Annotated in this window: 20 protein-coding genes; 13 read left to right on the forward strand and 7 right to left on the reverse strand. The window is 61.5% G+C overall.

The features are described 5' to 3' along the window. Window positions 1-56: 56 nt before the first annotated feature. From LG373_RS10725 to LG373_RS10745, 5 genes are all read left to right on the forward strand, one after another. Window positions 57-896: a DUF2877 domain-containing protein gene (locus tag LG373_RS10725; protein WP_225749765.1), complete on the forward strand. Its 840-nt coding sequence runs from the start codon at window positions 57-59 to the stop codon at window positions 894-896. Between the two features lie 21 nt (window positions 897-917). Then, on the forward strand, window positions 918-2,462 hold the full coding sequence (gene fdrA, locus LG373_RS10730) for an acyl-CoA synthetase FdrA (protein ID WP_216529378.1): 1,545 nt from the start codon (window positions 918-920) through the stop codon (window positions 2,460-2,462). A gap of 15 nt (window positions 2,463-2,477) precedes the next feature. Next, window positions 2,478-3,890 carry a DUF1116 domain-containing protein gene (locus tag LG373_RS10735; RefSeq protein WP_216529379.1) on the forward strand — a complete coding sequence of 471 codons (1,413 nt, stop codon included), beginning with the start codon at window positions 2,478-2,480 and terminating at the stop codon, window positions 3,888-3,890. A gap of 801 nt (window positions 3,891-4,691) precedes the next feature. After that, window positions 4,692-5,948, forward strand: coding sequence for a gephyrin-like molybdotransferase Glp (gene glp, locus LG373_RS10740; RefSeq protein ID WP_225749766.1), 1,257 nt, complete (start codon window positions 4,692-4,694; stop codon window positions 5,946-5,948). Between the two features lie 183 nt (window positions 5,949-6,131). Then, entirely contained in the window at window positions 6,132-6,611 is a 480-nt protein-coding gene (locus LG373_RS10745) for a molybdenum cofactor biosynthesis protein B (protein ID WP_114567392.1), read from the forward strand. A 64-nt stretch (window positions 6,612-6,675) separates the two neighbouring features. Here LG373_RS10745 and LG373_RS10750 read toward each other — a convergent pair whose 3' ends face one another. From LG373_RS10750 to LG373_RS10765, 4 genes are all read right to left on the reverse strand, one after another. After that, on the reverse strand, window positions 6,676-7,530 hold the full coding sequence (locus tag LG373_RS10750) for a DmsC/YnfH family molybdoenzyme membrane anchor subunit (RefSeq protein WP_114567391.1): 855 nt from the start codon (window positions 7,528-7,530) through the stop codon (window positions 6,676-6,678). Continuing rightward, the gene (locus tag LG373_RS10755; protein ID WP_225749767.1) at window positions 7,527-8,153 is read right to left on the reverse strand and encodes a 4Fe-4S dicluster domain-containing protein; all 627 of its coding nucleotides are present in this window, start codon (window positions 8,151-8,153) and stop codon (window positions 7,527-7,529) included. The genes LG373_RS10750 and LG373_RS10755 overlap by 4 nt, the downstream gene beginning before the upstream one ends. Window positions 8,154-8,277: 124 nt before the next feature. Next, window positions 8,278-8,910 carry a DMSO/selenate family reductase complex B subunit gene (locus tag LG373_RS10760; RefSeq protein WP_114567389.1) on the reverse strand — a complete coding sequence of 211 codons (633 nt, stop codon included), beginning with the start codon at window positions 8,908-8,910 and terminating at the stop codon, window positions 8,278-8,280. Window positions 8,911-8,925: 15 nt separating this feature from the next. Beyond that, window positions 8,926-11,373 (reverse strand): DMSO/selenate family reductase complex A subunit, encoded by a 2,448-nt coding sequence (locus LG373_RS10765; protein WP_225749768.1) that lies wholly within the window; start codon window positions 11,371-11,373, stop codon window positions 8,926-8,928. A gap of 213 nt (window positions 11,374-11,586) precedes the next feature. Between LG373_RS10765 and LG373_RS10770 the strand changes: the two genes are divergently transcribed. The 3 genes from LG373_RS10770 to LG373_RS10780 all read left to right on the forward strand — a co-directional run bounded on the left by LG373_RS10770 (window position 11,587) and on the right by LG373_RS10780 (window position 15,796). Continuing rightward, window positions 11,587-13,185, forward strand: coding sequence for a helix-turn-helix transcriptional regulator (locus LG373_RS10770; protein WP_225749769.1), 1,599 nt, complete (start codon window positions 11,587-11,589; stop codon window positions 13,183-13,185). 634 nt (window positions 13,186-13,819) lie between these two features. Next, window positions 13,820-15,211, forward strand: coding sequence for an alanine racemase (gene alr, locus LG373_RS10775; RefSeq protein WP_114567386.1), 1,392 nt, complete (start codon window positions 13,820-13,822; stop codon window positions 15,209-15,211). Between the two features lie 12 nt (window positions 15,212-15,223). Continuing rightward, window positions 15,224-15,796: a uracil-DNA glycosylase family protein gene (locus LG373_RS10780; protein WP_225749770.1), complete on the forward strand. Its 573-nt coding sequence runs from the start codon at window positions 15,224-15,226 to the stop codon at window positions 15,794-15,796. 84 nt (window positions 15,797-15,880) lie between these two features. Here LG373_RS10780 and LG373_RS10785 read toward each other — a convergent pair whose 3' ends face one another. Continuing rightward, window positions 15,881-16,804, reverse strand: coding sequence for a CorA family divalent cation transporter (locus tag LG373_RS10785; protein ID WP_225749771.1), 924 nt, complete (start codon window positions 16,802-16,804; stop codon window positions 15,881-15,883). A 316-nt stretch (window positions 16,805-17,120) separates the two neighbouring features. Here LG373_RS10785 and LG373_RS10790 point away from each other — a divergent pair, with 316 nt between their 5' ends. From LG373_RS10790 to LG373_RS10805, 4 genes are all read left to right on the forward strand, one after another. After that, on the forward strand, window positions 17,121-18,005 hold the full coding sequence (locus LG373_RS10790) for a sulfide/dihydroorotate dehydrogenase-like FAD/NAD-binding protein (RefSeq protein ID WP_216529385.1): 885 nt from the start codon (window positions 17,121-17,123) through the stop codon (window positions 18,003-18,005). Window position 18,006: 1 nt separating this feature from the next. Beyond that, window positions 18,007-19,491 (forward strand): NADPH-dependent glutamate synthase, encoded by a 1,485-nt coding sequence (gltA, locus tag LG373_RS10795; protein WP_114567383.1) that lies wholly within the window; start codon window positions 18,007-18,009, stop codon window positions 19,489-19,491. Between the two features lie 99 nt (window positions 19,492-19,590). Continuing rightward, window positions 19,591-20,931 (forward strand): folylpolyglutamate synthase/dihydrofolate synthase family protein, encoded by a 1,341-nt coding sequence (locus LG373_RS10800; protein WP_225749772.1) that lies wholly within the window; start codon window positions 19,591-19,593, stop codon window positions 20,929-20,931. 597 nt (window positions 20,932-21,528) lie between these two features. Next, window positions 21,529-22,050 (forward strand): hypothetical protein, encoded by a 522-nt coding sequence (locus tag LG373_RS10805; protein ID WP_216529388.1) that lies wholly within the window; start codon window positions 21,529-21,531, stop codon window positions 22,048-22,050. A gap of 88 nt (window positions 22,051-22,138) precedes the next feature. On the opposite strand, the gene LG373_RS10810 is transcribed toward LG373_RS10805, so the two are convergent. Further along, window positions 22,139-22,357 carry an acyl carrier protein gene (locus LG373_RS10810; RefSeq protein WP_114567380.1) on the reverse strand — a complete coding sequence of 73 codons (219 nt, stop codon included), beginning with the start codon at window positions 22,355-22,357 and terminating at the stop codon, window positions 22,139-22,141. Window positions 22,358-22,362: 5 nt separating this feature from the next. Then, complete coding sequence (gene hpf / locus LG373_RS10815; RefSeq protein ID WP_114567379.1) at window positions 22,363-22,938, reverse strand: ribosome hibernation-promoting factor, HPF/YfiA family; 576 nt, start codon at window positions 22,936-22,938, stop codon at window positions 22,363-22,365. Between the two features lie 333 nt (window positions 22,939-23,271). Here hpf and nhaA point away from each other — a divergent pair, with 333 nt between their 5' ends. Further along, window positions 23,272-25,071 (forward strand): Na+/H+ antiporter NhaA, encoded by a 1,800-nt coding sequence (nhaA, locus tag LG373_RS10820; protein ID WP_216529389.1) that lies wholly within the window; start codon window positions 23,272-23,274, stop codon window positions 25,069-25,071. Window positions 25,072-25,084 lie beyond the last annotated feature (13 nt).

Raw genomic sequence — 25,084 nt, forward strand, 5'->3', positions numbered from 1 at the left:
GGGCGTTCATGCTCACGCTGCAAGCGCATGCGTGCGACGAGGAGTTTCGAAAGGCCATGGAAAGCCGAACGCCTCTTGAAACGATGCAGGTGTTCGACCATGCGGTGAACTTCCTGCTTGGGTCCAGCGTGTACTCTCTGGTTTCCCATCGCAGCTATGCGGCTCCGTGCACTGCAACAGTGGAAGATGGATTCTCGTTCCGCTCGCATCCGATTGTTGCTGGATGTACGGCGGTATGGGAGCGGGGCGACCTTGTGCTTGCTCCTTCGCTGCGGGTTGGTTTTTCGGCATGCGAGATTTCGGACGTGCGATGTTCGGCTCTTCCTTGGAGCAGCGAAAAGGCGATTGCGGGTCTAAGTGCATTCGATGAGCATCTGGTTTCTTGGGATTTCGATTGCGGCTGTCTTGCAGGGTACCGCATCCGTCGATTCAAGGAGAGCAGGCAGATGGACCCGATGACCGCCTGTGTCGAATGGCGGGCGATGCGCCTGCTGCGCACGGCGATGCAAGGAGACGCCGTTGGTGGGGCCGTTCGAGGATTGGTGGGAGCGGGTATCGGCTTGACTCCTTCGGGCGATGATTATATCGATGGATTCTTGTGCATGCTTGGCAGTATCGATCATCCCGATGCTGCGGCCGTTCGCGCACGTATCGTAAAGGATTTGCTGGAGCCGGGAGTGCTGCAGGCTACGACGGCGGTAAGCCGCCAGATGCTCATATGCGAATGCGCCTTTCGCTCTGCTTTGCCTCACTTGCGCTTGGTGAACGCCTTGCTCCGGGATGCGCAGGATATGCGTCCAGCTCTTTCCGAGCTTCTTGCAATCGGCCATACATCTGGAGCCGATTTTGCCTCCGGAGCCGCAAGCGCGCTCTGGGAGTTTGTATCCAACCATTAAAACTGAGGAAAGGACGCGATAATGCATTGCGTAACAATCGTTCAGAAGAATTCGTACTTCGATTCGGTGACCCTGATGTCCATTGGCAGTGAGATCAAGGGACAAGGCAGGGTGGAACAAGCTGTTGTAGCCATGGCTACCGAGCTGAACAAGGAGATACTCGAGAACGTTGGGCTTGCCACCGAGGAAGTCCGGGCTGCCGGTTCGAATGATTTCATCATTGCCGTGATGGCCGAAACTGAAGAGGAGTGCGAGCAGGCCGTTGCGTCGGTGCGCGAGAAGCTAAACAGAAAAAACGATGCTTCCAAGCAAGAGCAGGTCGAGGAGTATCGAACGGTGCGCCAAGTGGCTGCAAAGGGCATGGGTGACATCGCCGTCATATCGGTCCCGGGTCGGTATGCGGCTCGAGAGGCCATGCTGGCGTTGCGGCAGGGGCTCCATGTCATGATGTTCAGCGACAACGTGCCTGTTGAAGATGAACTTCGCTTGAAAAAGTACGCAGCCGCTCGCGGACTGCTTGTTATGGGTCCCGATTGCGGAACGGCGGCCCTCAATGGTGTGGGCCTATGCTTCTCTAACAGCGTCCGTCGCGGGTCGATCGGTCTTGTTGCTGCGTCGGGCACGGGGTTGCAGGAGGTCATGGTGCAGATCGATCGCATGGGAGGCGGCGTTTCTCAAGCTGTCGGCACTGGTGGGCGCGACTTGAGTGAAGCCGTAGGCGGCATCATGATGCTCGAGGGCATCAAGGCGCTTGATACAGATGGCGATACGAAGGTGATCGTGCTCGTATCGAAGCCTCCCGCGAAAACTGTGATGTTGAAGATCCTTGATCTGCTGGAGACGGTGGATTGTCCGGTGGTTGCATGCTTTCTCGAGGGCGACACGGGTCTTGCCGTCGCACCGCATATCCATTTGTGCGACAACTTGTACGACACAGCCGTCTTGGCGGTGGCGCTGGCCAACGGAAACGTTGCTTCCAGAGAAGATTTTGGTGAACCGGATGCGTGGGCGAATGCGATGGCCTCGCGCGTGGAAGGGCGCTTCCTGCCCGACCAGAAATTCGCTCGAGGTTTCTTTTGCGGCGGCACTTTGTGCGCCGAGTCCGTGTCTATCTTGCGCTCGCGCCTGGGCTCGCTGAAAAGCAACGTATCCCATCGGCCCGGCGAGGAGATGCATGGGTCGGATGGGTGCGTGGGCAACGTGCTGCTGGACATGGGCGATGACGAGTTCACGAACGGGCGGCCTCATCCCATGATCGAGCCTTCGCTGCGCAACGACAAGATCGTCGAGCAAGCGCACGATCCAAGCGTGGGCGTCATTCTTCTGGATTTCGAGCTGGGGTTCGGTTCGCACGAAGATCCGGTGGGCAAAACCATTTCTGCTATTCGCGAGGCACGTGCGGTTGCTGCGGCGCAAGGGCGCGAGCTGCTCTTCATCGGTTACGTATGCGGAACCGCCTCTGACAAGCAGGACCTGGCAGCCCAATGCGCGCTGCTCGAGCAAGAAGGCGTATTGGTCGCTGACAGCAATAAGGCTGCATCGCTCCTGGCCGCCGAAGTACTGTAAACGGAAGGTGACACCATGAACGCAATCAATGATCTGTTCGGCACCGCTCTGAAATTTGTGAACATTGGGGCTCCCAACTTTGCGGAAGACCTCAAGCTGCAGGGGCAATCGGTCATTCAGCTGGCATGGCAGCCTCCTGCTATGGATGCGTCGTTGCTCGAGGTGCTCGATGAGCTGATGGACGACGATGCCGTGCAGGCTGCGAATGAGGAAGCCGTGCGCCGAATCATGTCGTCTCAGACGAGACTGGTGGGTCTTGCGCGCGCGCTCGATGTGATTCCCGGTATGACAAACGATACCATCTTGCATGCCGGCCCACCCATTGCATGGCGGGACATGTGCGGCACTATGCAAGGCGCCATCGTGGGCGCGCTCCTGTACGAAGGCCGGTGTGCAACCGAGGACGAAGCGCGCGGGTTGGCGGCAAGCGGCGTCATAACGTTCTCTCCATGCCATGAGCACAATGCCGTGGGGCCTATGGCAGGCATCATATCCCCTTCGATGCCTGTTCATATCATAGAAAACGAACCATACGGAACGAAGGCTTATTGCACGGTCAACGAAGGATTGGGAAAGGTTCTGCGTTTCGGGGCGTTCGACGCTTCGGTGCTGGATCGTCTTTCTTGGATAGAAAAGGAGTTCGCTCCCGTGATGGACGCTGCCGTCCAAGCGCTCGGCGGCATAGACACCAAGGCAATTATCGCGCAGGCCGTGCAGATGGGCGATGAGTGCCATAATCGAAACAAGGCTGCTACCAGTCTACTGATTAAGGAGCTGGCGCCCGTGTTGATGGATTGCGGCGTGCCTGTTGGCGTGGCTCAACGAGTACTGCGGTTCATCGTGGCGAACGAGCATTACTTTCTCAACCTGTCGATGCCTTCGTGCAAGTGCTCGCTCGATGCGGCGATGGGCATCGAGCATTCCACCGTGGTTACGGCCATGGCTCGCAATGGTGTGGAATTCGGTATCAAGGTAAGCGGTTTGGGGAACGCTTGGTTTACGGCGCCCGCCCAAATGGTAGAGGGCTTGCTGTTTCCTGGTTTTTCAGCCGAGGATGCCAATCCTGATCTAGGGGACAGCGCCATCACCGAAACAATGGGGATTGGCGGATTTGCCATGGGCGCGTCTCCAGCCATCGTTAAATTCGTTGGAGGATCCGTTGGCGACGCGATACGCTACACCGAGAGCATGGGGGACATCACCGTGGCTGAAAATCCTGGCTTCTCGTTACCGTCGCTTGATTTTAAGGGAACGGCGACGGGTATTGATGTGTTGAAGGTGCTGGAGAGTGGCGTGCTCCCGGTTATCAACACGGGCATTGCCCATCGAGTTCCGGGCGTGGGTCAAGTGGGTGCAGGCATCGTGCATCCGCCGATCGAATGTTTTGAGGGGGCTTTGGCTGCGTTTGCGAAGACCCGTATGAACTGAAGTTTGGTTCAGGCGGTGCTGTGCCGCAGCTGCGTACGATCTCGCTGAAGGGAGGCGCCCGGCCAAGACACGGGATGAGGTTCGCGCTTTTTGGCGACGGGCCTTACCTGGCCAGGCGCCTTGTGCTTTTGGTGGCGGGATCTGTCATTTCGGCGTATGGCATCGCGCTTGCCATCGAAGCGGGTTTCGGAAATGTCGCGCTTGTCGTGTTGCGGCAGAGCGTGTCCCGAACGTTCGGCATCGCCATGGGACAGGCTTCTCTTGCAACATCCCTGATCATGATAGGTTTTGCATTCTTGTGCGATAGACGGCCGAGCCGAATGGGCACTCTGGTGCATCAGGTAGTTTGCAACGTGTTCGTAGATGCGTTTTCAAGGGTGCATAGCTACGGTGGATTCGTTCCAATTAATTCTTTTTTTGTCGATGATCGTGAGCATTTTGCTGTTTGCGATAGGGGCGGGAGCGTATGCCGCCACCGATACGAGCAGGGATTCGTGCGAAGCGGCGACGTTTGCGCTGACGGATAAAAACAGATGGTCCATCGGCGTTGACCGGATGATTGAAGACGCCGTTGTGGTTGCAAGGGCCGTCCTTCGGGGCGGCCTTTGTCGTGCGCGCATGTCGAGTAGGGGTCGGACTGTCGATTGCAATTGCTTAAAGATTGGTCATCGAACCGGAATCGCGCCGCTTTTCTATATCCTCTAAGCGCTATAATATGCGTTAGTGAATAAGCGGTTGCGCCGAGCTTGTGCGCGAGGGGTTGCGCGTGCAAGCTCGACTCGCCTGGTAGGGAGGATGCTCATGCTTGAAATGGTTTCGGTCGAAGAAGCTCGTGATCTGGTTCTTTCCCATGTTGAGACGTTGCCGGCCGAAACGGTGCCTGTTTTGGACGCCGCCGGGCGGGTTGCCGCAGCTAATTTGAAAAGCGACATCGACATTTCCCCGTTCGCGCATTCTGCTATGGACGGCTTCGCGGTTCGGGCCGCCGAACTTGTCGATGCGAGCCCGGAATCTCCGATGGAGCTTGACGTCATCGCCGAAGTGGCGGCGGGCGACACGTTCGACGGTCCCATTCGGGATGGGCAGTGCGTGCGCATCATGACTGGCGCCCCCATCCCCGATGCGGTGGACTCCGTGGTGAAGTACGAGATCGTGAAGGTGGTTACGGGCGATGGCAAGCCAAGCAGCCGGGTTGCCTTCACGGCACCGACCGCTGTGCGCTCGAACGTGCGCGAAGCGGGCGAGGAGGCTAAAGCCAACGAGGTGGTGGTTGAGCGCGGCGAGGTTATCAACCCTGCTGGCGTAGGCTTTCTTGCGGGATGCGGCGTGGTTGAGGCGCCGGTGCATCAGCGTCCTCGCGTGGCCATCATCTCCATCGGGTCCGAGCTGGTCGATCCTTCGGAGGTCCCCGCAGCGGGCAAGATTCGCAACTCGAACAGCTACGCCTTGGCCGCCTCGGCGCGCGCGGCTGGTGCAAAGCCCGTTGTACTGCCCATCGTCGAAGACACGCAGGAGGCTTTGGCGGCGGCGATCAACGCGGCGGTGCGCGACTTCGATTTCGTGGTGACCAGCGGCGGCGCGTCGAATGGCGACTTCGATTTCATCAAGCCGGTGGTGGAAGAACTAGGCGACCTGTTGATGACCACGGTGAACATGCGCCCGGGAAAAGCGCAGACGTTCGGCGTGGTGAACGGCACGCCCGTGTTCGGCCTGCCGGGGAATCCGGCGGCTGCTTACGTGGGCTTCGAGATGCTCATCCGTCCCGCACTGCGCAAAATGCAGGGCTATACGTGCTTCGAGCGCCCGTCCGTGATGGCCAAGTTGGCGCGCGACGCCAAAAAGCGCGACCCTCGTCGCATCTTCTTGCGTTCCACCCTGTCCAAGAACGAATCGGGGGAGTACGTGGTCGAGCCTGCTCGCAACCAGAGCTCCGGTTTGTTCGGCCCCCTTCAGAAAAGCAACTGCATGGTCGTGCTGCCCGAGGGCCTGGAGGGGCGTACGGAAGGCTCGCTGGTCAGGTGCATTCTGCTGGACGTCAACGAGGAAGTTTGCCTGTAAGGTTCCGCCGTTCTGCCGAACGGCGGAACGGCTCGACGCTGCGAGGGACCGGTGCACACCGAATTCGCGGGATCCCGGAAGCTCGCGTACCCAAGGTACGCTTCGCCTCCGCGATCCCGCGAATTCGGCGCACCCCAGCCCCTCTCGCTGACTGACTACGCCAACCGGTGAGAAAGGTTTACCATGGATCGAAACATCACCTTCGCTATTATCACGTGCTCCGATACGCGCAGCTTGAAGCAAGACACGGCCGGCGCGGCCCTCGAAGCGCTCATCGCCGATAACGGCTGGGAGTGCAAAAGCCACGTCGTGGTGAAGGACGAGCGTGCGGACATTTCGGCCGCCATCGTGCATGCGTGCGACGAGCTTGATGCTGACATCGTTTTGACCTGCGGCGGAAGCGGCCTTTCTTTGCGCGATGTGACGCCGGAGGCCACGATGGACGTGTGCGAGCGCAATGTTCCGGGCATTGCCGAAGCTATGCGCGCGCACAGCTTGGCCATCACGCCGTATGCGATGCTGTCCCGCGCGCTGTGCATGCAGCGGGGCCGTCATTTGGTGATCAATCTGCCTGGCAGCGAAAAGGCAGCTCGCGAGAATTGGGACGGCATCGCGGCCGCTCTTCCGCATGCGGCCAAGATGATGGCGGGCGGCGGGCACTAGACTCGACCGGCTCTGCCTAAGCGGGCGTCGGCGATGCTTTGGCGTTGCCGACGCCCTCCGTTTTCTAAAACCCTACCGTCATGTGTAGGTTGTAGAAAACGATGCGCGTGACAAGCACGGCGGCCAGCACCAGGACGCTTGCCGCAATGCGCAAAATGAACGTGAGACGTTCCGCCTGCCCGCGGCGAAGCGAGAAGCCGGCGGCCGCTACGCCCGCAACGCCAAGCACAAGGTGGGTTGCTATAGCCGCCGGATATCGTGGAGCCAGGGAAGTGGCGGCAATTTCGTTGTTCGCTATAAGCGATAGGCTGGCATCGTGCATGATCAGTACCGCAGTACCGGCGATCAAAGCCAGGCAGGCCGCAGCGAACAAGCCGATTTCCAGGCCGAAGGGCCGTGCGTGGGCCATTTCCAGGAACAGCATTCCCAGCACGGGCCCAGCCAGCAGGGCGGAAAGAACCAGGTTCGCCGGCGAGTACGGCGTGTCCCAGGTGGGAACCGTGTGCACGGAATACGCGGTGGACGTTGCCGCGATCAGCACGATGCCCGCGATGCACGAAAGCACGAGCCACGGCTTTGCCACGGCATCGGGAAAGCGCTGCTTGAACGCCGTCATCCAGTACGATCCCACAAGAAACAAAAACGCCACAGCCGAGAGCACTTCGTTCGACAGCGGCGATCTTCCGATGCCGAAAAACACGTGCAGCGCGTTTGCCGGCGTTCCCAGGTGCGTTGCCGAAGCGATGAACCCGATCAACGCCACGGAGAACGGAAGCGCGATCACGCGATCGATGCGCACGGCGGCTTCGTGGTTGCGGACGCCCAGTCGCGCGCAAGCCAGTACGATGAACGCCACGACGCCTGCCGGAGCAAGCGAGGTGAACAAAGCGAGCGAGAACGAATCGAATCCGCTGTTCATGCGATGCCCGCTTCCTGGCGGTTGGCGATGCGTCCGCCGCCGTCCGTCGCGCGCTCGGCGGCGGGCGACGGGAGTATGAACAGGTTGGGGTCGGTCGCATCCTCGGAAGGAAGCGGCATGATGGAGCGTACCGCGGTGGGGTACCGCTCGGCCAGCGTGCCCGCCGCTGCGAAGTCGAGCGCGCGCACGGGGCATGCTTCCACGCAGATGGGGGCCTGCTCGTTCGCGACGCGCGTGCGGCATCCGTCGCACTTGCTCGATCGCTTCAGCTCTTGATCGATGCGGGGGGCATGGTAGGGGCAGGCCATGGTGCAGTAGCCGCATCCGATGCACTTGCGTACGTCCGGCCACACCAAATCCAGGTCGTCTTTGTGCATGGCGCCGGTGGGGCATACCTGCGTGCATACTGGGCTGTTGCAGTGGTTGCAGGCGATGGAGATGTGATATGCGTAGGCATCTTGGTAAAGCGTGCCGTCGTTGGTGCGCGTCCAGCCGCCGCCTTCGTAGTCAAGAACCATGCGAAATGCCAGCTCGGAGCCATGGTCGTGGTAGTCCTTGCACGCAAGGACGCAGGTTCTGCATCCCGTGCATCTTGTGTTGTCGAAGAAAAATCCCCGTGGCATGGCATCGCTTCCCGTACGGCCGGCTGGTTGTCGGCTCCCTCTCGTCTGGGCCTATTATAACGGTAAGCCGGCGCGCCGCTTGAGTGCAGCGCGCCGGCCGGGGAGGGGTGCTTGGTTCGTCGGTCTATGCCAGCGTTACTTCCTTTTCGTTGGCGATGGCGCCGGTCTTGTCGCCGGGCTCTTTCGCCGCCGGGCAAGGCAGAATGGCGATAGAGGGGTTCGTCGTGTCGGGCGAGGGCATGGGCGCAATGCCGGCCACGGTGCCTTGGTGCTTCGCGCGCAGCTCTTCAATGTCGCCGAACTCAAGCGCACGCAGCGGGCACGCCTCCACGCAGATGGGGCTCTTGCCCTCGGCCACGCGGTCGGCGCAGCCGTCGCACTTCACGCCGCGGCCGATCTCCTTGTTGACGATGGGCACGTTGTAAGGGCACGTCTCCACGCAGGCCCCCACGCCGGTGCACTTCTCGTCGTCGATATGTACCAAGCCGTTTTCCGGGTCTTTCACGATGGCGCCCTGCGGGCACTTTGCCATGCAAGCGGGCTTTTCGCAATGCTGGCAGCCCAGCGACACGTGGTATGCGTACGTGTCGGAGGTGAACGTGCCGTCGCCTGCGTCCGTCCAGGAGCCGCCCTCGTAGTCGTATACGCGGCGGTACGCTATGTTGACGGGCAGATCCTTGTAGTCCTTGCACGCCATTTCGCAGGTGCGGCAACCCGTGCAGCGCGTGCTATCGAAGTAAAATCCATACTGAGTCATGTCGTCTTCCCCCCTTTATGCCTTGGTGACTTGAGCGATGATGGAATGCGCAGGACCGTTGCCCTTTGCCAGCGGCGTGGGCTTGTACGTGGTCAGCGTGTTGACGCATGCGCCTTCGTCCACGCGGTCACCGCTCATGTTGGCCTTGTGCCAAGCGCCCTGCGGAATGCCGATGGTGCCGGGCACGATACGCGGCGTCACCTTGGCTTCGATGCGGATCTCGCCTGCCGGGCTCTCCACGGCCACCTTGTCGCCGTCTTTGATGCCGCGCGGATCGGCGTCCATCGGGTTGATCCACAGCTGCTGACGGGCCACGGCTTCAAGCTCGGGGATGAATCCGAACGAGGAGTGCGTGCGGCTCTTGTGATGGAAGCCCGAGCAATACAGCGGGTACTCGTCGGTAACGGTGCCGTATCCCTGGAAGCCGGGCGTGAACACGGGGATGGGGTTGATGACCTCGTCCTCTTTGAGCTCCCACGTAGCGGCGATGGTCGCCAGCTGCTCGGAGTAGATCTCGATCTTTCCGGAAGGCGTGCCCAGCGGGTTTTTCGCCGGATCGTCGCGGAAGTCCTTCAGTCCGATGGACGGCTCGAGCGCGCGCTTGTAAATGCCCTGCGCCTTGATCTCGTCCCAGCTGGGCATCTCGCCGTCGGCCTTAGCGCCCTCTTCGTACAGGTACTGGACCCACTCGTCATGCGTGCGGCCTTCGGTGTACTCGTCCTTCTTGCCGAACTTGTCGGCGATGTCCGCGCACACGTCGTAGCTGGAACGGCACTCGCCCGGAGCCTCCTGCGCGGGCCCGCCCACCACGACGGCCGTGTAGTACTCGGAGTAGCCCTGCGTCTGCATGTTCAGCTGCTCGGAGCGCATGGCGTCGGGCAGCAGGATGTCGGCGTACTTGGCGGAGTCGGTCATCACCGTGTCCCACACCAAGATGAACTCGAGCTTGCTCTCGTCCTGCAGCACTTCGTGCGTGTAGTTGATGTCGCCGTGCTGGTTGGTGATGCAGTTGCCGGCGTAGTTCCACAGGAACTTGATGTCGCTGCCCAGCTTGTCGGCGCCGATGATTCCCGCATTGGTGGCGGTCATGTCCTTGCCGTGGTCGACGGCGTTCACCCACTGGTACACGGGGATGGCGGTCTTGATGGGGTTCTTGAACGGCAGGGAGCCGACCAAGTACGTGGGCGGCTCGGCCTCGCGCTGGCCCGTGTTGGTGCCCGGTAGGCCCAGCTGGCCGATCAGGATAGGCAGCATGCTGATGGCGCGGGCCGTGTCCTCGCCGTTGGTGTGGCGCTGCGATCCCCAGCCCTGGCAGATGAACGGAGCCTTGGCGGCGGCGATGGCAGCGGCCAGCTCGCGGATCTTGTCCGCCGAGATCTGCGTGATGGGGGCGGCCCACTCGGGGGTCTTCTCAATCATGTCGTAGCCGGTACCCATGATGTAGTCCTTGTAGGACTTGTTCTGGCCCTTGGCGGACTCGGGCATGGTGTCCTCGTCGTAACCGACGCAGTATTTGTCCAGGAACTCCTTGTTCACCTGGCCGTTGGCAATCCACTCGTGCGCGATGGCGGAGCACAGCGCAGCGTCGGTGCCGGGGCGGATGGGCAGCCACTCGTCCGGATGGCCCGATGCAGACTCGTTCAGGCGGTAGTCGATGTTGATGATCTTGCCGCCGCGGCCGTTGACGGCTTCGCGCACCTTGGCGAAGTCCCACACGGCGTTCGCGCCGCCCATGCGGGTTTCGGCGGGGCTGTTTCCGAACATGACCACCAGGTCGGATGCGCGCTCGGCCTCGGAGAACGAGGAGGCGTTCACGTTGTCGTACGGGCTGTAAACGCTGCCCTTCTCCTTGTCGCTGCCGAACATGTACGGCATGACGGCCGACATCATGTGCGTGGAGTAATCGTAGCCCTGGTTGATGAAGCCGCCTAGCAGACTGAGCAGGCGCTTGCTGGGGTTGCGCCCGGTGGTCGAGTACATGCCGGTGGCGTAGTTCACGTAGATGGCTTCGTTGCCGTACGTGTCGATGACGCGCTTGAGCTCGCTTGCAATGGTGTCGATGGCCTCGTCCCAGGAAATCTGCTCGAACTTGCCTTCCCCGCGCTTGCCAACGCGCTTCATGGGATACAGCAGGCGGTCAGGGCTGTTGATCCAGCGGCGCATGGAGCGGCCGCGCAGGCAAGCGCGCGCTTGCAGGTCGGCGTCGCCCGTGTTGTCGGATTCCATGTAGACGATCTTGCCGTCGCGGGAATGCCACTGGAAGACGCAGTTGCCGCCGCAGTTCACGTTGCACTGGCTCCAGGCAATCTGGTCGCTTGTCGCGGCAGCGCCGTCTTTCGCGGTTTCCTCGGCCTTGGGTGCGCAGCCGTAGAGCGCGGACCCGGTAGCTCCTGCGAGCGCGACGCCCGCGAGCGACCCTTTGACGAACGTGCGGCGCGATAGCGTCGATTCGTGTACGGTCATAGTTCCCTCCTCTGACTATGGTTGTTCCTCTCGCCGTGTTCAAAAGTACCGGAAACCGGCGGAAGAAGAATCACACTCGTCATGTGATTTAAGGGTAAAACCCCAGGTCGCGATATAACCATACCGCAAAAATCGCCAAGGTGCCTTCTTGCGAGACGACGCTCGTATGCTACCATGCTTTGCAGTATGGTACCGGAGGGGGGTGGCAGCTACATGACGCAATCGGCGGCGCGGACGCACGTGTCCAGTTGGGGCTATGCGTGCTTTTTGACGGTGAACGCGACGTCTATTTGGGGAGGCGTCTTTCCGTTTCTGCCGCTTGAGTTTCAAACGGCAGAAGTCACGCTGACCTTTTTCCTGGCGCAGGCTTTGGCGTTCGGCGGAGCCTTCGTTGCCAGCATGTTCGGTTCCTATTACGTTCCCGGCGGCGCCCGTCGCATGCTGGTTTCTTTGAGCGCGCTTTTGGTGTTCGGCGGCTCGGCGTGTCTCATCGGCGCCATGTACGCTACCGTGGCCACCCTTGTGCTGGTGGCTGGCGGCGGCGTTTTGCTGGGCGTCGGCTGTGCGGGCATGTTCATGTTGTGGCAGCGTTATTTCGCGTCGTTGCCGGCGGAGCGGGGCAACTTGCGCTTGATCGCGGGCACGGCCATAGCCCCGTTCATCTATTTCGCACTGTATTTGGTTCCTATTGCGTTAACGGCGTTTTTGATTCCGCTCGTGTTCGTTCCGCTGTGCGGTTTGTGCATTGCCCTTTCGGTGCGCGAGATGCGCGTTGACCAGCCGATGTTCGAGGACGTTCCACGTCAGCATCCGCGCGTGTACCGTCAGGCCGTATCCGATTATTGGCGAAGCGCCCTGTGCGTAGGATCGCTTGCTTTAGCCAGCGGCGTCATTCGCGGCATTGCGCTTCTGCACGAAGAGATCGCCGCGGTGGTGAACAGCGCGTCCATGCTGGGCTCGTTCGTCTCGGCGGCGGTGCTGTTGGTGCTGTGGTATCGCATGAGCTTTCGCTTCGGCCTTACGTCGGTGTTTCGCGTGGTGTATCCCGTTATCATCACGGGATTTTTGCTGCTGCCGTTTTTGGGTCCGATATACCTGAACCTGTTCGCGGGCTTTACGTATATGGTGTTCTCGCTTGTGCAGATGCTTATGATGATGCAGTGCGCGCAAGTTTCGCGCGACCGCGGTATCAACCCCGTGTTCATTTACGGGTTCTTCGGCGGTGTTGCCTACATTATGCAAAGCGTGGGATTCTTGCTGGGCTGGGTGAGCGATTTCGTGTCCGTGGACGGGCGCGAATGGCTGTTCATCGTGGCGATGGCGTCAAGCTACGTGCTGGGTCTTACCCTGCTTGCGGCAACGGGCACGCTGTTCAAGTCGATTGCTTCTAAGGGGACCGTGACGGCGGATCCTATCGAGTTTCTGCCTCTGGGCATTTCCCAGGCGTCGGGGCGCGCTGCCCGCAGGGCGATCGCCGGTGCCGATGGACCTACCCAGGACGCCGATCCGTCGTCGCGCAAGGGCGCGTCATCCAAGAAGCGTCGCAATCGTCCTTCGGCCTCCGAAGATGCGGGTGCCATACGGGACCGCACGTCGAAGCAGTGCTTGCAGCTGCAGGAGCGCTACGGCCTGTCCATGCGCGAGACCGAGGTAACCGAGCTTATCGCGCGCGGAAACAGCATGGCGACTATTGCCGAGCGCCTGGTCATCAGCGAGAACACGGTGCGCACCCACGCCAAGCACATTTACACGAAGCTGGACATCCACAAGCGTCAGGAGCTTTTGGACATGCTGCACGAGCTGGACGGGTAGGGCTTCTCGCGCGCCGCGTGGGCGGCGCGCGTGGAGGCCCCTGGTGCTGGGCGTCGGGCGTGCGCTGCGGCGGCGCGCGTGGAGGCCCCTGGTGTCGGGTGTCGCGCGGGTGCTGCGGGCGGAGGCCCCGGGCGTCGCGCGGGTGCCGCGGGCGCGGCATGCCGCTTGCGCACGAAAAACCGCTGTCGCTGGCAGGTTCTGACGGTTTGAGGTCGTCTGACCCGGCGGCACGAGCGTCATCGAAAGCGCGATGCGGAAGCCCGGCTTCCTGATCAGGCAAAACGAAAACCGGGCCGAACGACAGCGAAGCCGAGGCCCGGCATGACGACCTCAAACCGTCAGAACCTGCCAGCAAACGGGTTTTTTCGCGCGCAACCTCGCATGTAACCCTGTATGCAACTCTGCAGAGAAGCGCTTCCGGGATGGCTGCGCTCGGGAGGGGGAGGGTCGCTCGTGCGAACGGCGCCCCGCGCGAACGGCAGCCCTTGCGTTCGGATTCCGCCTGCGCGCAAGGCCGGAAGACGGCTGTGCGGCACGTACCGCTAACGTCGGGGTGTTGCGCTCGCGGCGGTCCCCGGGCCGGTCGAACATTGCAGTGCTATACTGGTGCCCGATCGACTGAAAGGCATGCAGCATGACGGCACAAGAGCTTCCCAACGGATTCACCGGCTTCGCGAATCGCAAGCCGCTCGGCTTCGAATCGGCGCGTTCGGCCATCAACGCGAACGCGCGCGGCGCGGGGTCGTCGGGCGGGCAAAGCGCGTACGAAGCGACCTCGGCGGCGTTCAACAGCGGCGCGGAAGGCGCGTTCCAGTACGCGCGCGACCATGCTCGCCCCGATGACGAGCCGGCGCAGTTCGATCCTGATAAACTGCGCCTGATCCCCACCACCGATCGTCGATGGGCCTGGACCGAGATCGACCTTAACGCGATTCGGTACAACGCCACCATGATCAAGCAGCGAGTGGGAGCCGGCGTGCGCGTGATGGCCGTGGTCAAGGCCGACGCGTACGGACACGGTGCGGTGAAGTGCGCCAAAACCGCGCTCAATTCCGGGGTGGACTACCTGGGCGTTGCTACCGTGGACGAGGCGATCGAGCTGCGCGAAGCCCTGGTGAACGCCCCTATTCTGGTGTTGTCCCAGCCGCCGCTTTCCGCTATTCCGCTGCTGCTTGCGTACAAGGTCATGCCAAGCGTGTACACGCCCGAGTTCGCTATCCAGTATGCGGAAACGGCCGATGCATACGGCATGAAGGCGCCCTACCATTTGGCGGTGAACACCGGCATGAACCGCATCGGCGTCCGTCACGACGAAGTGGTCGAGTTCATGGGGCAGGTGAGCTTCCATCGGGCGCTGGATTTGGTGGGCACGTTCACGCACTTCGCCACGGCGGATTCCGCCGAAACGCTGGATTTCCAGATCCAGGTCAAGCGCTTCATCGAGGCCGTTACCGCGCTGAACGTGGCGGGCTTCAACCCCGGCATCGTGCACGCGGCCAACACGGCGGCTGCCATTCGGTACCCCGACGTGCATTTCGACATGGTGCGCCTGGGCGTGGGCCTGTACGGCCTGCATCCCTCGTCGGTGACGCGTCCGCTGATCGATTTGAAGCCGGTCATGAGCGTGCATGCGCGCATCTCCGACGTGCGCACGGTGCCCATGAGCGAGGGCGTGAGCTACGGAATGAACTACCGCAGCCCCGGCAGCGTGAAGATATGCACGCTGCCTATCGGGTACGCCGACGGCTTGCGCCGCGGGCTTTCCGGTAGGACCGACGTTATCTTGAAGGGGCAGCGCTGCCGTCAGGTGGGCAACATTTGCATGGACCAGTGCATGTTCGAAGTGGACATGCGCACGTATGCGAACCGGCTCAAGCTTGACCCGCAAATTGGCGACGAAGTGCTGTTGGTGGGCCGCGAAGGCGATTCCGTTGTGACCATCGACGACATGGCGAACACCCTGGGGACCATCAACTACGAGGTTGCCATCGGGTTCAGCCATCGTATGCCCAGGTATTACGTGTAGACGGGGGACCGCATGACCAAACCGCACATCCCTTTGGACGATATTCGCGCGCAGGTGGAAGCGTGCCGGAAGTGCCCGTTGGCCGACGGCCGCACGCAAACCGTGTTCGGGGTGGGGAACCCCGAGGCGCGCGTGCTGATCATCGGGGAGGCGCCCGGTAAGAACGAGGACCTGCAAGGGGAGCCGTTCGTCGGCGCGGCGGGCAAGTACCTCAACGAGCTTTTGGCGGCGGCGGGCCTCACGCGCGAAGACGTGTTCATCGCCAACGTGCTGAAGTGCCGCCCTCCGGGAAACCGCAATCCGCGGCCTGAGGAAATAGAGCTGTGCGCTTCGTATCTGCGCGAGCAGACGCGCACCATCGATCCGGATTTCATCGTGACGCTGGGCAATTTCTCCACGAAGTTCATCTTGAAAACCGACATCGGCATCACGCGCTTGCACGGCACGCTGCAGCGCGCGGGCAAGTTCAAGGTGTTTCCCATCTTCCACCCGGCCGCAGCGCTGTACGACGGCAGCAAGCGCGAGGCGTTGGAAAACGATTTCACCACTTTGGGCGAGCTTTTGCGCGCGGCCGACGCCGAATAGCGTCGGCGCACGCCGTGCGCTATCCGTTGCATCATGCAGCCCCGTCCCCTGGCGAAGATGCCCTTCGCCGGGGGACGGGCGTTTCTACAGCCATTTCTTCCGTTTGAAAATCGCGAGCTCCACCAAGATGATGACGATGGACAGCGCGATGACCGCCTGGTAACCCCACGACCAGTCTATGCCGGGCATGTGCGCGAAGTTCATGCCGAACCAGCTGGTCAGCAGCGTAAGCGGGGCAAAGAGCGTGGTGACCACGGCGAAGAACTTCATGGTGTTGTTCTGCTGTATGTCTATCTGCGCTTGGTACAGCTCGCGCAGCTGCAGGCTGTACTCCTTGAGCGTGAGCGAGCGTTTGAGCAGGCGCTCCACCTGCTTTTGCAGCGAAAGGAACAGGCGCGTTTCTTCGCGCGCGAGCATCTTGTTCTCGTTTTCGGCAAGGCTGCTGGTCATGTCCACCAGCTGCTGATAGTACGTGTCGATGCGCAGTAGCTTGCGGCGGAACAGCAGCATGCGGCGATTGCTTGCGTCCATGCCGCGGTCGATGATGGCCTCCTCGACGTCCTCCATCTGGTCTTCCAAATCTGCCAGAAACGCAAGGTCTCCTTTTATGAGCAGCTTCATGCACTCGAACAGGCAGTGAGCCGTTGTGGGCTGCTTCAGTACGCCTTGTTCGGCAATGGCGCTCAGCAACCGCTCGCACGTACCGCTTTCGTCCAGGAAAACCAGTCGGTCCCTGTCGAGATAGAACGTGAAGCAGGTGGGGTCGTCAAGGATGCGCGCTTTGTCGGGGACGGCGAACGACCCGACCAAGCACGAGGGAAATACGTCGAGATACGTGTTTTCGGCCGAAGCGAGCAAACGAAGCGCTTGCTTCCCCTCTTCGCTCGGCGCGGTTAGGCTGTCGAGCTCCGGGGGCGCTGCCGCTATGGCGACGGGCCGGCCGTGCGCGAGATCCTGCAGGGAAGAGACGGGCGTCATGCGGTTGTCGAGGGCGTAGATGCGTGCCACGGGCTCCTCCTTGGGGTGCGAACATTCGGACGGCTCCACGTTTCGAGCCTACCATGCGGCCTGGACGGGCATACGGTCCGTCAACGGTTCGTTGCCGTTGCCGGCGCCGTTGGCGGGCCGTTGCGACCGCTCGCGCGAGGGGCTTTGCGGAAGGGCGCTCATCCGCGCGCGTCGGATACCTTTGGCCGTGTGGAAACACGTCCGAAACAATACCCCTAAACCCCGTTTGCTATACTGGCGGCCTTATCAAGTTCGAATCGGCACCGATACCCGGTGCTGTTTTTGTTCTGAGACGAGACGAGAAGGGTGAGGGCGAGTGTATCCCATCGAACGAGTTGAGGCGTTGAACCCCGAAGTCACCCGCATGGTTGTGCGGGCTCCCGAGATTGCGAAGAAAATCAAGCCGGGTCAGTTCATTATGCTGCGCATTGACGAGCGCGGCGAGCGCATCCCCTTGACCATGAACGATTGCGATGCGCAGGCGGGCACCGTCACGATCGTGTTTCAGGCGGTTGGGGCAACGACGATGCGCCTAGCGAACATGAAGGCGGGCGATTCCCTGCTGGACTTCGTGGGCCCGCTGGGGAACCCGACCGAGCTTGCCGGTGCGCGCCGCGCGTGCGTGATCGGTGGCGGTTTGGGAACCGCTATTGCGTATCCCCAGGCCAAGTGGCTGTATGAGCAAGGTTGCGAAGTGGATGTGATCACGGGATTCCGTAACGCCGACCTCGTTTTGTTCGAAGACGAGATCAACGCCAGCTCCACGCGTCAGATCATCATGACCGACGACGGATCGAACGGCAACAAGGGCTTGGTCACGCAGGCGCTTCAGCAGCGCATCGACGAGGGCGCGAACTACGACCTGGTGCTTGCCGTGGGCCCGGTCATCATGATGAAGTTCGTGGCGGCCACCACGAAGCCTTACGGCATCAAAACCCTGGTTTCCATGAACCCCCTGATGATCGACGGTACGGGCATGTGCGGAGGCTGTCGCGTGAAGGTGGGCGACGAATATCTGCATGCGTGCGTGGACGGTCCCGATTTCGATGGGCATCTGGTCGACTTCGACGACGCGATGCGTCGCGGGGTGATGTACCGCTCGTTCGAATCGGCGGCGCGGGATGCGGCGGCGGGTCGAATAGCCTCCGAAGGCCGCAATTGCGGGTGCGCGTCTGCGCATGGCGACCGGAAGGGGGCCTAACATGGCGCGGACCAGCTACGAAGTGAACAGGCAGAAGACGATGGTTCCCATGCCCGAGCTGGATCCCGTCGAGCGTGCCAAAACGTTTGACGAGGTCGCGCGCGGGTATTCCGCCGAAGAGGCCATGCTAGAAGCGCGTCGCTGCATTCAGTGCCCGACGCGTCCCTGCGTGCACGGTTGCCCGGTGGGCGTCCCCATTCCCGATTTCATCGAGCAGGTTGCCTTGGGGAATTTCGCTCGGGCGTACGCCATCGTGAAGAGCGCGAGTGCTCTGCCGGCGGTGTGCGGGCGCGTGTGCCCGCAGGAGACGCAGTGCGAGGGCGTGTGCACGCGCGGCAAGAACGGCGAGCCGGTCGGCATCGGTCGCTTGGAGCGTTTCACGTCCGACTGGGCGTTCGAGCATCCGCAGGAGGCCGCCGCCGCGATTGCCCAGCAGCGCGCCGAGGAAGCCGCCGCTCCCGTTGCGGATGCGGATGGCGAAACCGCCGTTGTGCCCCATGTTGACCTTTCGGGCAAGCGCGTGGCCGTGGTGGGATCCGGCCCGGCGTCGCTCACGTGCGCCGGCGAGCTGGCTAAGCTCGGCTGCGACGTGACGGTGCTTGAGGCGCTGCACAAGCTGGGCGGCGTGCTGACGTACGGCATCCCCGAGTTTCGCTTGCCGAAAGACCTGGTTGAGCGCGAGGTTTCCAAGCTGGGAGACAGCGGCGTCTCGTTCGAGCTGAACACGTTGGTGGGCAAGCTCTACGATATCGACGAGCTTTTGAACGAACGCGGATTCGACGCCGTGTTCGTGGGAACGGGCGCTGGCCTACCTGCTTACTTGGGAATCGAGGGCGAAGGGCTCAACGGCGTCATGGTGGCAAGCGAGCTGCTGACGCGCGTGAACCTCATGAAGGCGTACCAGTTCCCTGCGTACGATACGCCGGTGTATGCGGGAAAGCGCTGCGTCGTGGTGGGCGGCGGCAACGTTGCCATGGATGCGGCGCGCACGGCGAAGCGCTTGGGCGCGGACGTCACCGTGGTGTATCGGCGCAGCCGCGACGAGATGCCCGCGCGTGCGGAGGAAGTGCACCATGCCGAGCAGGAGGGCATCCGCTTCCAAATGCTGACGAACCCGAAGCGGGCGATCGGGAGCGAGGACGGCTGGGTGACCGGCTTGGAGTGCGTGCGCATGCAGTTGGGCGAGCCCGATGCAAGCGGGCGCCGTCGTCCCGAGGAGGTTGCGGGCAGCGAGTTCGTGATCGACATCGACATGCTGGTCATGGCCGTGGGATCCAAGACGAACCCGCTTATCGCCAAGACGACGCCCGGCTTGGAGGTTACGCCTCGCAGCCTTATCGTTGCCGACAAGCGCACGTGCGCAACGTCGCGCCGCGGCGTGTTCGCGGGCGGCGATGCGGTGATCGGCGCGGCTACGGTGATCTTGGCCATGGGCGCCGGGAAGCGCGCAGCTGCGGGTATCGCGGAGTATTTGTCGCAGCAGTAGCGGCCGTCCGGCCGCCGTGCTGCTTGCGGGGTGTTGTGCTATCTTGGGGGCGAGCGTTTCGTGCGAAGCGCTCGCTTTCGTTTTGCAGAGGAGCTGATCATGGAATTCGACCCTATCGCCTACATCAACGAGCCGCACTGGCAAGCGTCCCGCCTGGGGCTCGACCGCATTCGCGAGTTGCTGGACCGTTTGGGCCGCCCGCAGGATCGCATGCGGTTCGTTCATGTGGCGGGCACGAACGGGAAGGGGTCGACAAGCGCGTTCCTATCTTCCATACTGCGCGCCGCCGGATTGCGCACGGGGCTGTTCACCAGCCCGTTTATCGAGACGTTCGAGGAGCGGATTCGCGTGGACGGACGTTCCATTTCCTTGGAAGACCTTGCGGCGGTAACGCTGGAGGTCAAAGACCACGCCGAAGCGATGGCCGCCGATACGGGCGATCATCCCACCGAGTTCGAACTGATGACCGCTGTTGCCATCGAGCATTTCGCGCGCAGCGGATGCCAGATCGCCGTGCTTGAAGTGGGGTTGGGGGGTCGCCTTGATTCCACGAACGTCATAGATGCCCCTGAAGTTGCGGTCATCACGCGCATCGGCCTGGATCATACGGCTTTGCTGGGCACCACGCTTGCCGCGATCGCCGGCGAGAAAGCCGGCATCGTGAAAGCGGGTTCGACCGTCGTGTCGTGGCCGCAAGAGGCCGAGGCCATGGCCGTGATCGAGCGCGTTGCGGCGGATTGCGGCGATGCGCTGGTGAAGCCCGATGTTTCTTGTTTGGACGTGCGGCCGGTCGAGCATCGCGTTACGGAAGCGGGGGAGGCGCATGTTCGGCCGTTCTCCTATTGCGGCGAATCGTACGAAACGCAGCTTCTTGGCCGGTATCAGCCGATGAACGCGGCGCTTGCCCTTGAGGCCGTGTTCGCGTTGCGCTTGCGCGGGTGGGATATTTCGGACGAGGCGTTGCGCGCGGGCATCGCGCAGGCGCAGTGGCCGGGTCGTTTCGAAGTGCTGCCAAGTCGGGACGACCGACCGACGTTCGTGATAGACGGCGGGCACAACGCCCAAGGCGCGCAGGCGCTCGCGGATTCCTTGCGCGACGTGTTCCCTGATCGCAAGGCTGTGTTCGTGATCGGAGTGTTGGAGGACAAGGATTACCCCACCATGTTGGAAGCGGTTTTGCCGCTGGGCAGCGCGTTCGTGGCCGTTGCGCCCCCGAACCCCCGCGCCCTTTCGGCGGCGAAGCTGGCGCGCGCCATTCGATGGACGGGGCAAGATCTGCTCGGGTGCTCTGCGTGCGTGAATCCCTACGAAGCGCGCGATTTCGACGACGCGGTGGCCAAGGCTTGCGAACTGGCTGGTTCCGACGGGTTGGTATGCGCGTTCGGCAGCTTGTACAGCATCGCCGCGCTTCGGGCTGCCATGCGTCGAGCGGGCTGGTAGCGCCTGCGCGCCCGTGACTCGATTTGCGGCTTGCTGCCGCGACTCGGCACGCGTCAGGCTGCTGCTGCTACTCGGCCCGCGGCTTGCTGCCGCCGCGCGCGAAGGGCTTGCGCACGAAAAGTCTCTCTCGCTGGCAGGTTTTGACGTTTAGGGGTCGTCGAGTTGGGCATCGCGTTTGCCGCCGCGCGACCTGCGTTTTGTTTCCGCTGGTCACAGCGTTGACCTGCTTCGTCGCGCTTTCGGGTGCGCCCGATTCGCAAACTCCGACGACCTCAAACCGTCAAAACCTGCCAGCGAACGCGTTTTTTCGCGCGCAAGTCCTGCCTTTGCCGGGACGGCGCCTCTTCGATACTAACTTGAGGGCGACTTCGCATCTGGAAACGGGCTTCGGCCGTGATTTTTTGCCGACGCAGCCGAATGGCCTATCCAACGTGCGTCCGTTTAGAGTCAAGGACCTCTTCGCAGCCTCTGCAGAAATGAGATTATCTGAGATTTGGAGCAGTAAATTACCGTATCAACGGAAATAGCTCATCGGAGACTACCTAGGCTTGTTGCTATAATTCCTCACCAATAAATCCCCGATTGAAGGAACCATCCATGGCCGTGAATGTGACGGAAGGGAACTCCATATCCGGAAATACGGTAAAGTTCTCATCCTATGCCCTACGTAAATGCCTTATCGGTTTTGGCGCCGTTAACGGTGTGTTGAACGCTGTCATATTCTGGTTCATGCACAGCGGCGATATGACCGTGCAGTTCGATTTCGTTGGTATCGTGGCCGATCTTGCTATCACGGGCCTCATTTTGGGTGCGATTCTGTTCGCATGCGCAGTGCCTCTCACCAAGAGGGATATGCGGGCCGGCGCATTCGTCTCGCCTGAGACGTTCGGGGGTGTTGCGGGTGTCGTTCCGCGCAGTTATGGTGTGGCGATGCTGGTTATAGCCGTCGTCGCGGGAACTTTCATGGGGTTGCTGGGCATTGTCGCCGCATCCGCTCTTTCTGCGCCTATCTCCGCGGCGACCATGATGGCGCTCAAGGGCTGCGCGTGCGCTTTCGGCGGAGCAGCGGCAGGTTACCTGTCTCTGGTGTTCACGGCGCGGTCTTTTGGCGGCAGGTAGGTTGTTTTGCACAGGGCTAGCTGGCGTTAATCCTTTCGACGCATGAAAAAGGACCCCTGAGGGGTCCTTTTTCATGGATGGCGAAGCGTTACAGCGAATCTACGTACTGCACCAGGTCGCCTACGGAGTTCAGGCCTTCAGGCTCTCCGAAGTCGACTTCGCACTTCTCTTCGAGGTCGCAGATGAGCTCTACCATGTCGAGCGAATCGATGCCCAAGGAGTCGAACGTGGACTCTTCCGTCACGTTGGCGGGATCGATGTCCAGGTTCTCCTGCAGCACTTCCTTGATGGTGTCGATAGTGGGCATGAAGCTTAATCCTCCTTTTGCTTGAGCAGGCCGTAGCCGCCGCCGTCACGGCGATACAGTACGTTGACCAGGCCGCTGTCGCGGTCGGTGTAGGCGTAGAAGTCGTGGCCCAGAAGGTCGATCTGAACCAGCGCCTCTTCTTCGGTCAGCGGTGCGAATTCCATTTCCTTCACGCGAACAACCTCGTCGCCGGCAAGCTCTTGCATGAGGCCATCAACGTCGAGCTCTCCAGCAGCGGCGGGCTGGATGCGGATGGTCTCGTCTTCGGCGCGCAGTTTGCGGTCGATGACCTTCGTCTTGTATTTGCGCAGCTGACGTACCACCTTGGCGGCGGCGACGTCGATGGCCGCGTACATGTCTTCTTCGCTTTCTTCAACGCGAATGATGTGGCCCTTCGTGCGCAGCGTCACTTCGCAGACGGCGGGGCGAGGGTTGGCGGGGTTCTTCTCGACGAACAGAACGATTTCGGCTACGAGAGGATCGATGTCCATGACCTTCATGGAATTGCCGATCTTTTCTTCGGCGTACTGACGCAGTGCATCGGTTACAGGCATTTTGCGTCCGGTGACGGTAATGCTCATAGCAATCACCTCTTACCTCGTGGCGAATAAAAAAACAGCTCGATCAAGCGCCTGGCCTGGTCATGCGGGCAAAAAGAAGCTTTTTTCGTCGCATTGCAAGCCGACTCCTTTCGTCGAACTGATAGGAATAGCATAGCGCAAAACCCTTTGTTTTGGAGGGCTATTTTGCACCATGTTATGAAATCGGTTTAAAAACGTAGCGTGGATACAAGGAAGTGCCGGGCGATGATGGATAATACGAGGGTGTTTTAGGGGAGCGCCGCGTGCCCGGCTCCCGCGATGACAGGCAAGAGAGGCGCCCCGGAAGGGTCGCGGGCATGCGCTAAGGCAATTATGACTGATACGAACCAAGAAGGCACTCAGCGTATTTTCATTTCGGAGGTTCAGGGCCATCAGGCTCGATATTGGAAGCTCATCCAGTTCACTCATTCGTCTACGAAGGCTGCGGGCGCAATGCTGCTGGCGGCTGTGGTTGCGCTTGTTGTTGCGAATACGGGCGCGTACGATGCCTTTATCCATTTTTGGCACACGGAAGTGGGCTTTTTCTTCGGGGATGCGTTCGCCGGCATGTCCATGGCGCACATCATCAACGACATCTTCATGGCCATCTTCTTCTTGCTGGTGGGTTTGGAGGTCAAGTACGAGTTGACGGTGGGCGAGCTGACGAACATCCGCCAAGCTCTGCTGCCTATTATGGCGGCGCTCGGCGGCGTGATCGTGCCGGTTGGCATCTACCTGCTGTTCAACGCGACGAATCCTGAAACGGCTCACGGCTGGGGCGTTCCCACCGCAACCGACATCGCGTTCGCTCTGGGCATCCTGGCCTTGCTGGGCAATCGCGTTCCTAGCGGCGTTCGCGTGTTCCTGAGCACGCTTGCCGTGGCCGACGACATCATGGCCATCCTGGTCATCGCCATCTTCTACGGCCAGAGTCCTTCGCTGTTCTGGCTGGGGGCCGCCGCGGCGGTGCTGGTGGTGCTGGTTTTGATGAACCGCAGCCATATTTATTCGCTTGTCCCGTATTTGCTGGTGGGCGCTGTGCTGTGGTACTGCGTGTTCATGTCGGGCGTGCACTCCACCATCGCTGGCGTGCTGCTGGCCTTCGCCATCCCGTCGGGCTCGCGCGTTGACCTGAAGAGCTTCACCGACTGGTCGGGCACCAAGGTGCGGCAAGCGCACGAGGCATTCCAGCCCGAGACGCCGGTTATCGCGCAGGGCAAGTACATCGAGACGGTTTCGTCGCTGAGCCGCGTGGCACGTCAGGTGGTGCCCCCCGCGACGCGTTTGGAGCACAAGCTGTACCCGTGGGTGTATTTCGCCATTCTGCCGCTGTTCGCGCTGACGAACGCCGATGTCAGCTTTACCGGCGTGGACGTTGGGGCCATGCTGACCGACCCTGTCCTGTACGGCGTTCTGCTTGGTTTGCTGGTGGGCAAGCCGCTTGGCATCATGGTGATGAGCTTCGCCATTGTGAAGAGCAAGCTGGCGTCGCTTCCCGAGAACGTGAACTGGGGGCACATGCTGGGCGCGAGCATCCTGGGCGGCGTTGGCTTCACGATGGCTATTTTTGTTGCTAACCTGGCGTTCGACGACGAGGTCCTGGTGGCTACGGCGAAGCTGGGAATTCTGGCGGCGTCGCTTCTGGCGGGCATCATCGGCTTTCTGTTCCTGCTTTTGCAGGCGAAGCGCGCCCATAAGCGCGGCGTGGCTTACCTGTCCACGGCTCGCGAGGACGACGAGAACCTGCAGACGGCCGACCGCGATGCGGCGCGCGAGTACGAGGAAATGCTGCGGGACATCGAGAACCCTCAGATGAAGGAGGAGTTCGCGGCTGCTCATTCGCGGGGCCACATGTTCGAGATCGTGGTCGATCTGGGCCCGACCGGTCTTTTGGGCGGCGGCTCCATCGGGGACGTTCGCGAGGCGCTGCGCGAGGAGGTGGCGCGCGTGCTGCGCGAGGAGGGCAAGGAAGATCTGCTGGAGCAGGTGCAGGAGGATTTGCACGAGAACCAGGATAAGCCTCCGCTGGTAAGCGTGGAGGAAGCCTTGGTGCGCGAAGGCGGCGAGGCGGCTCGACAGCGCGCGTTGCGTCGCGAGGAAGATGACGTTACCGGTATGTCCGGGAAAGAATAGAAGCCACGTTGCG

The sequence above is a fragment of the Paraeggerthella sp. Marseille-Q4926 genome (genome assembly GCF_916618935.1).
GTDB classification, from domain to species: domain Bacteria; phylum Actinomycetota; class Coriobacteriia; order Coriobacteriales; family Eggerthellaceae; genus Paraeggerthella; species Paraeggerthella hominis.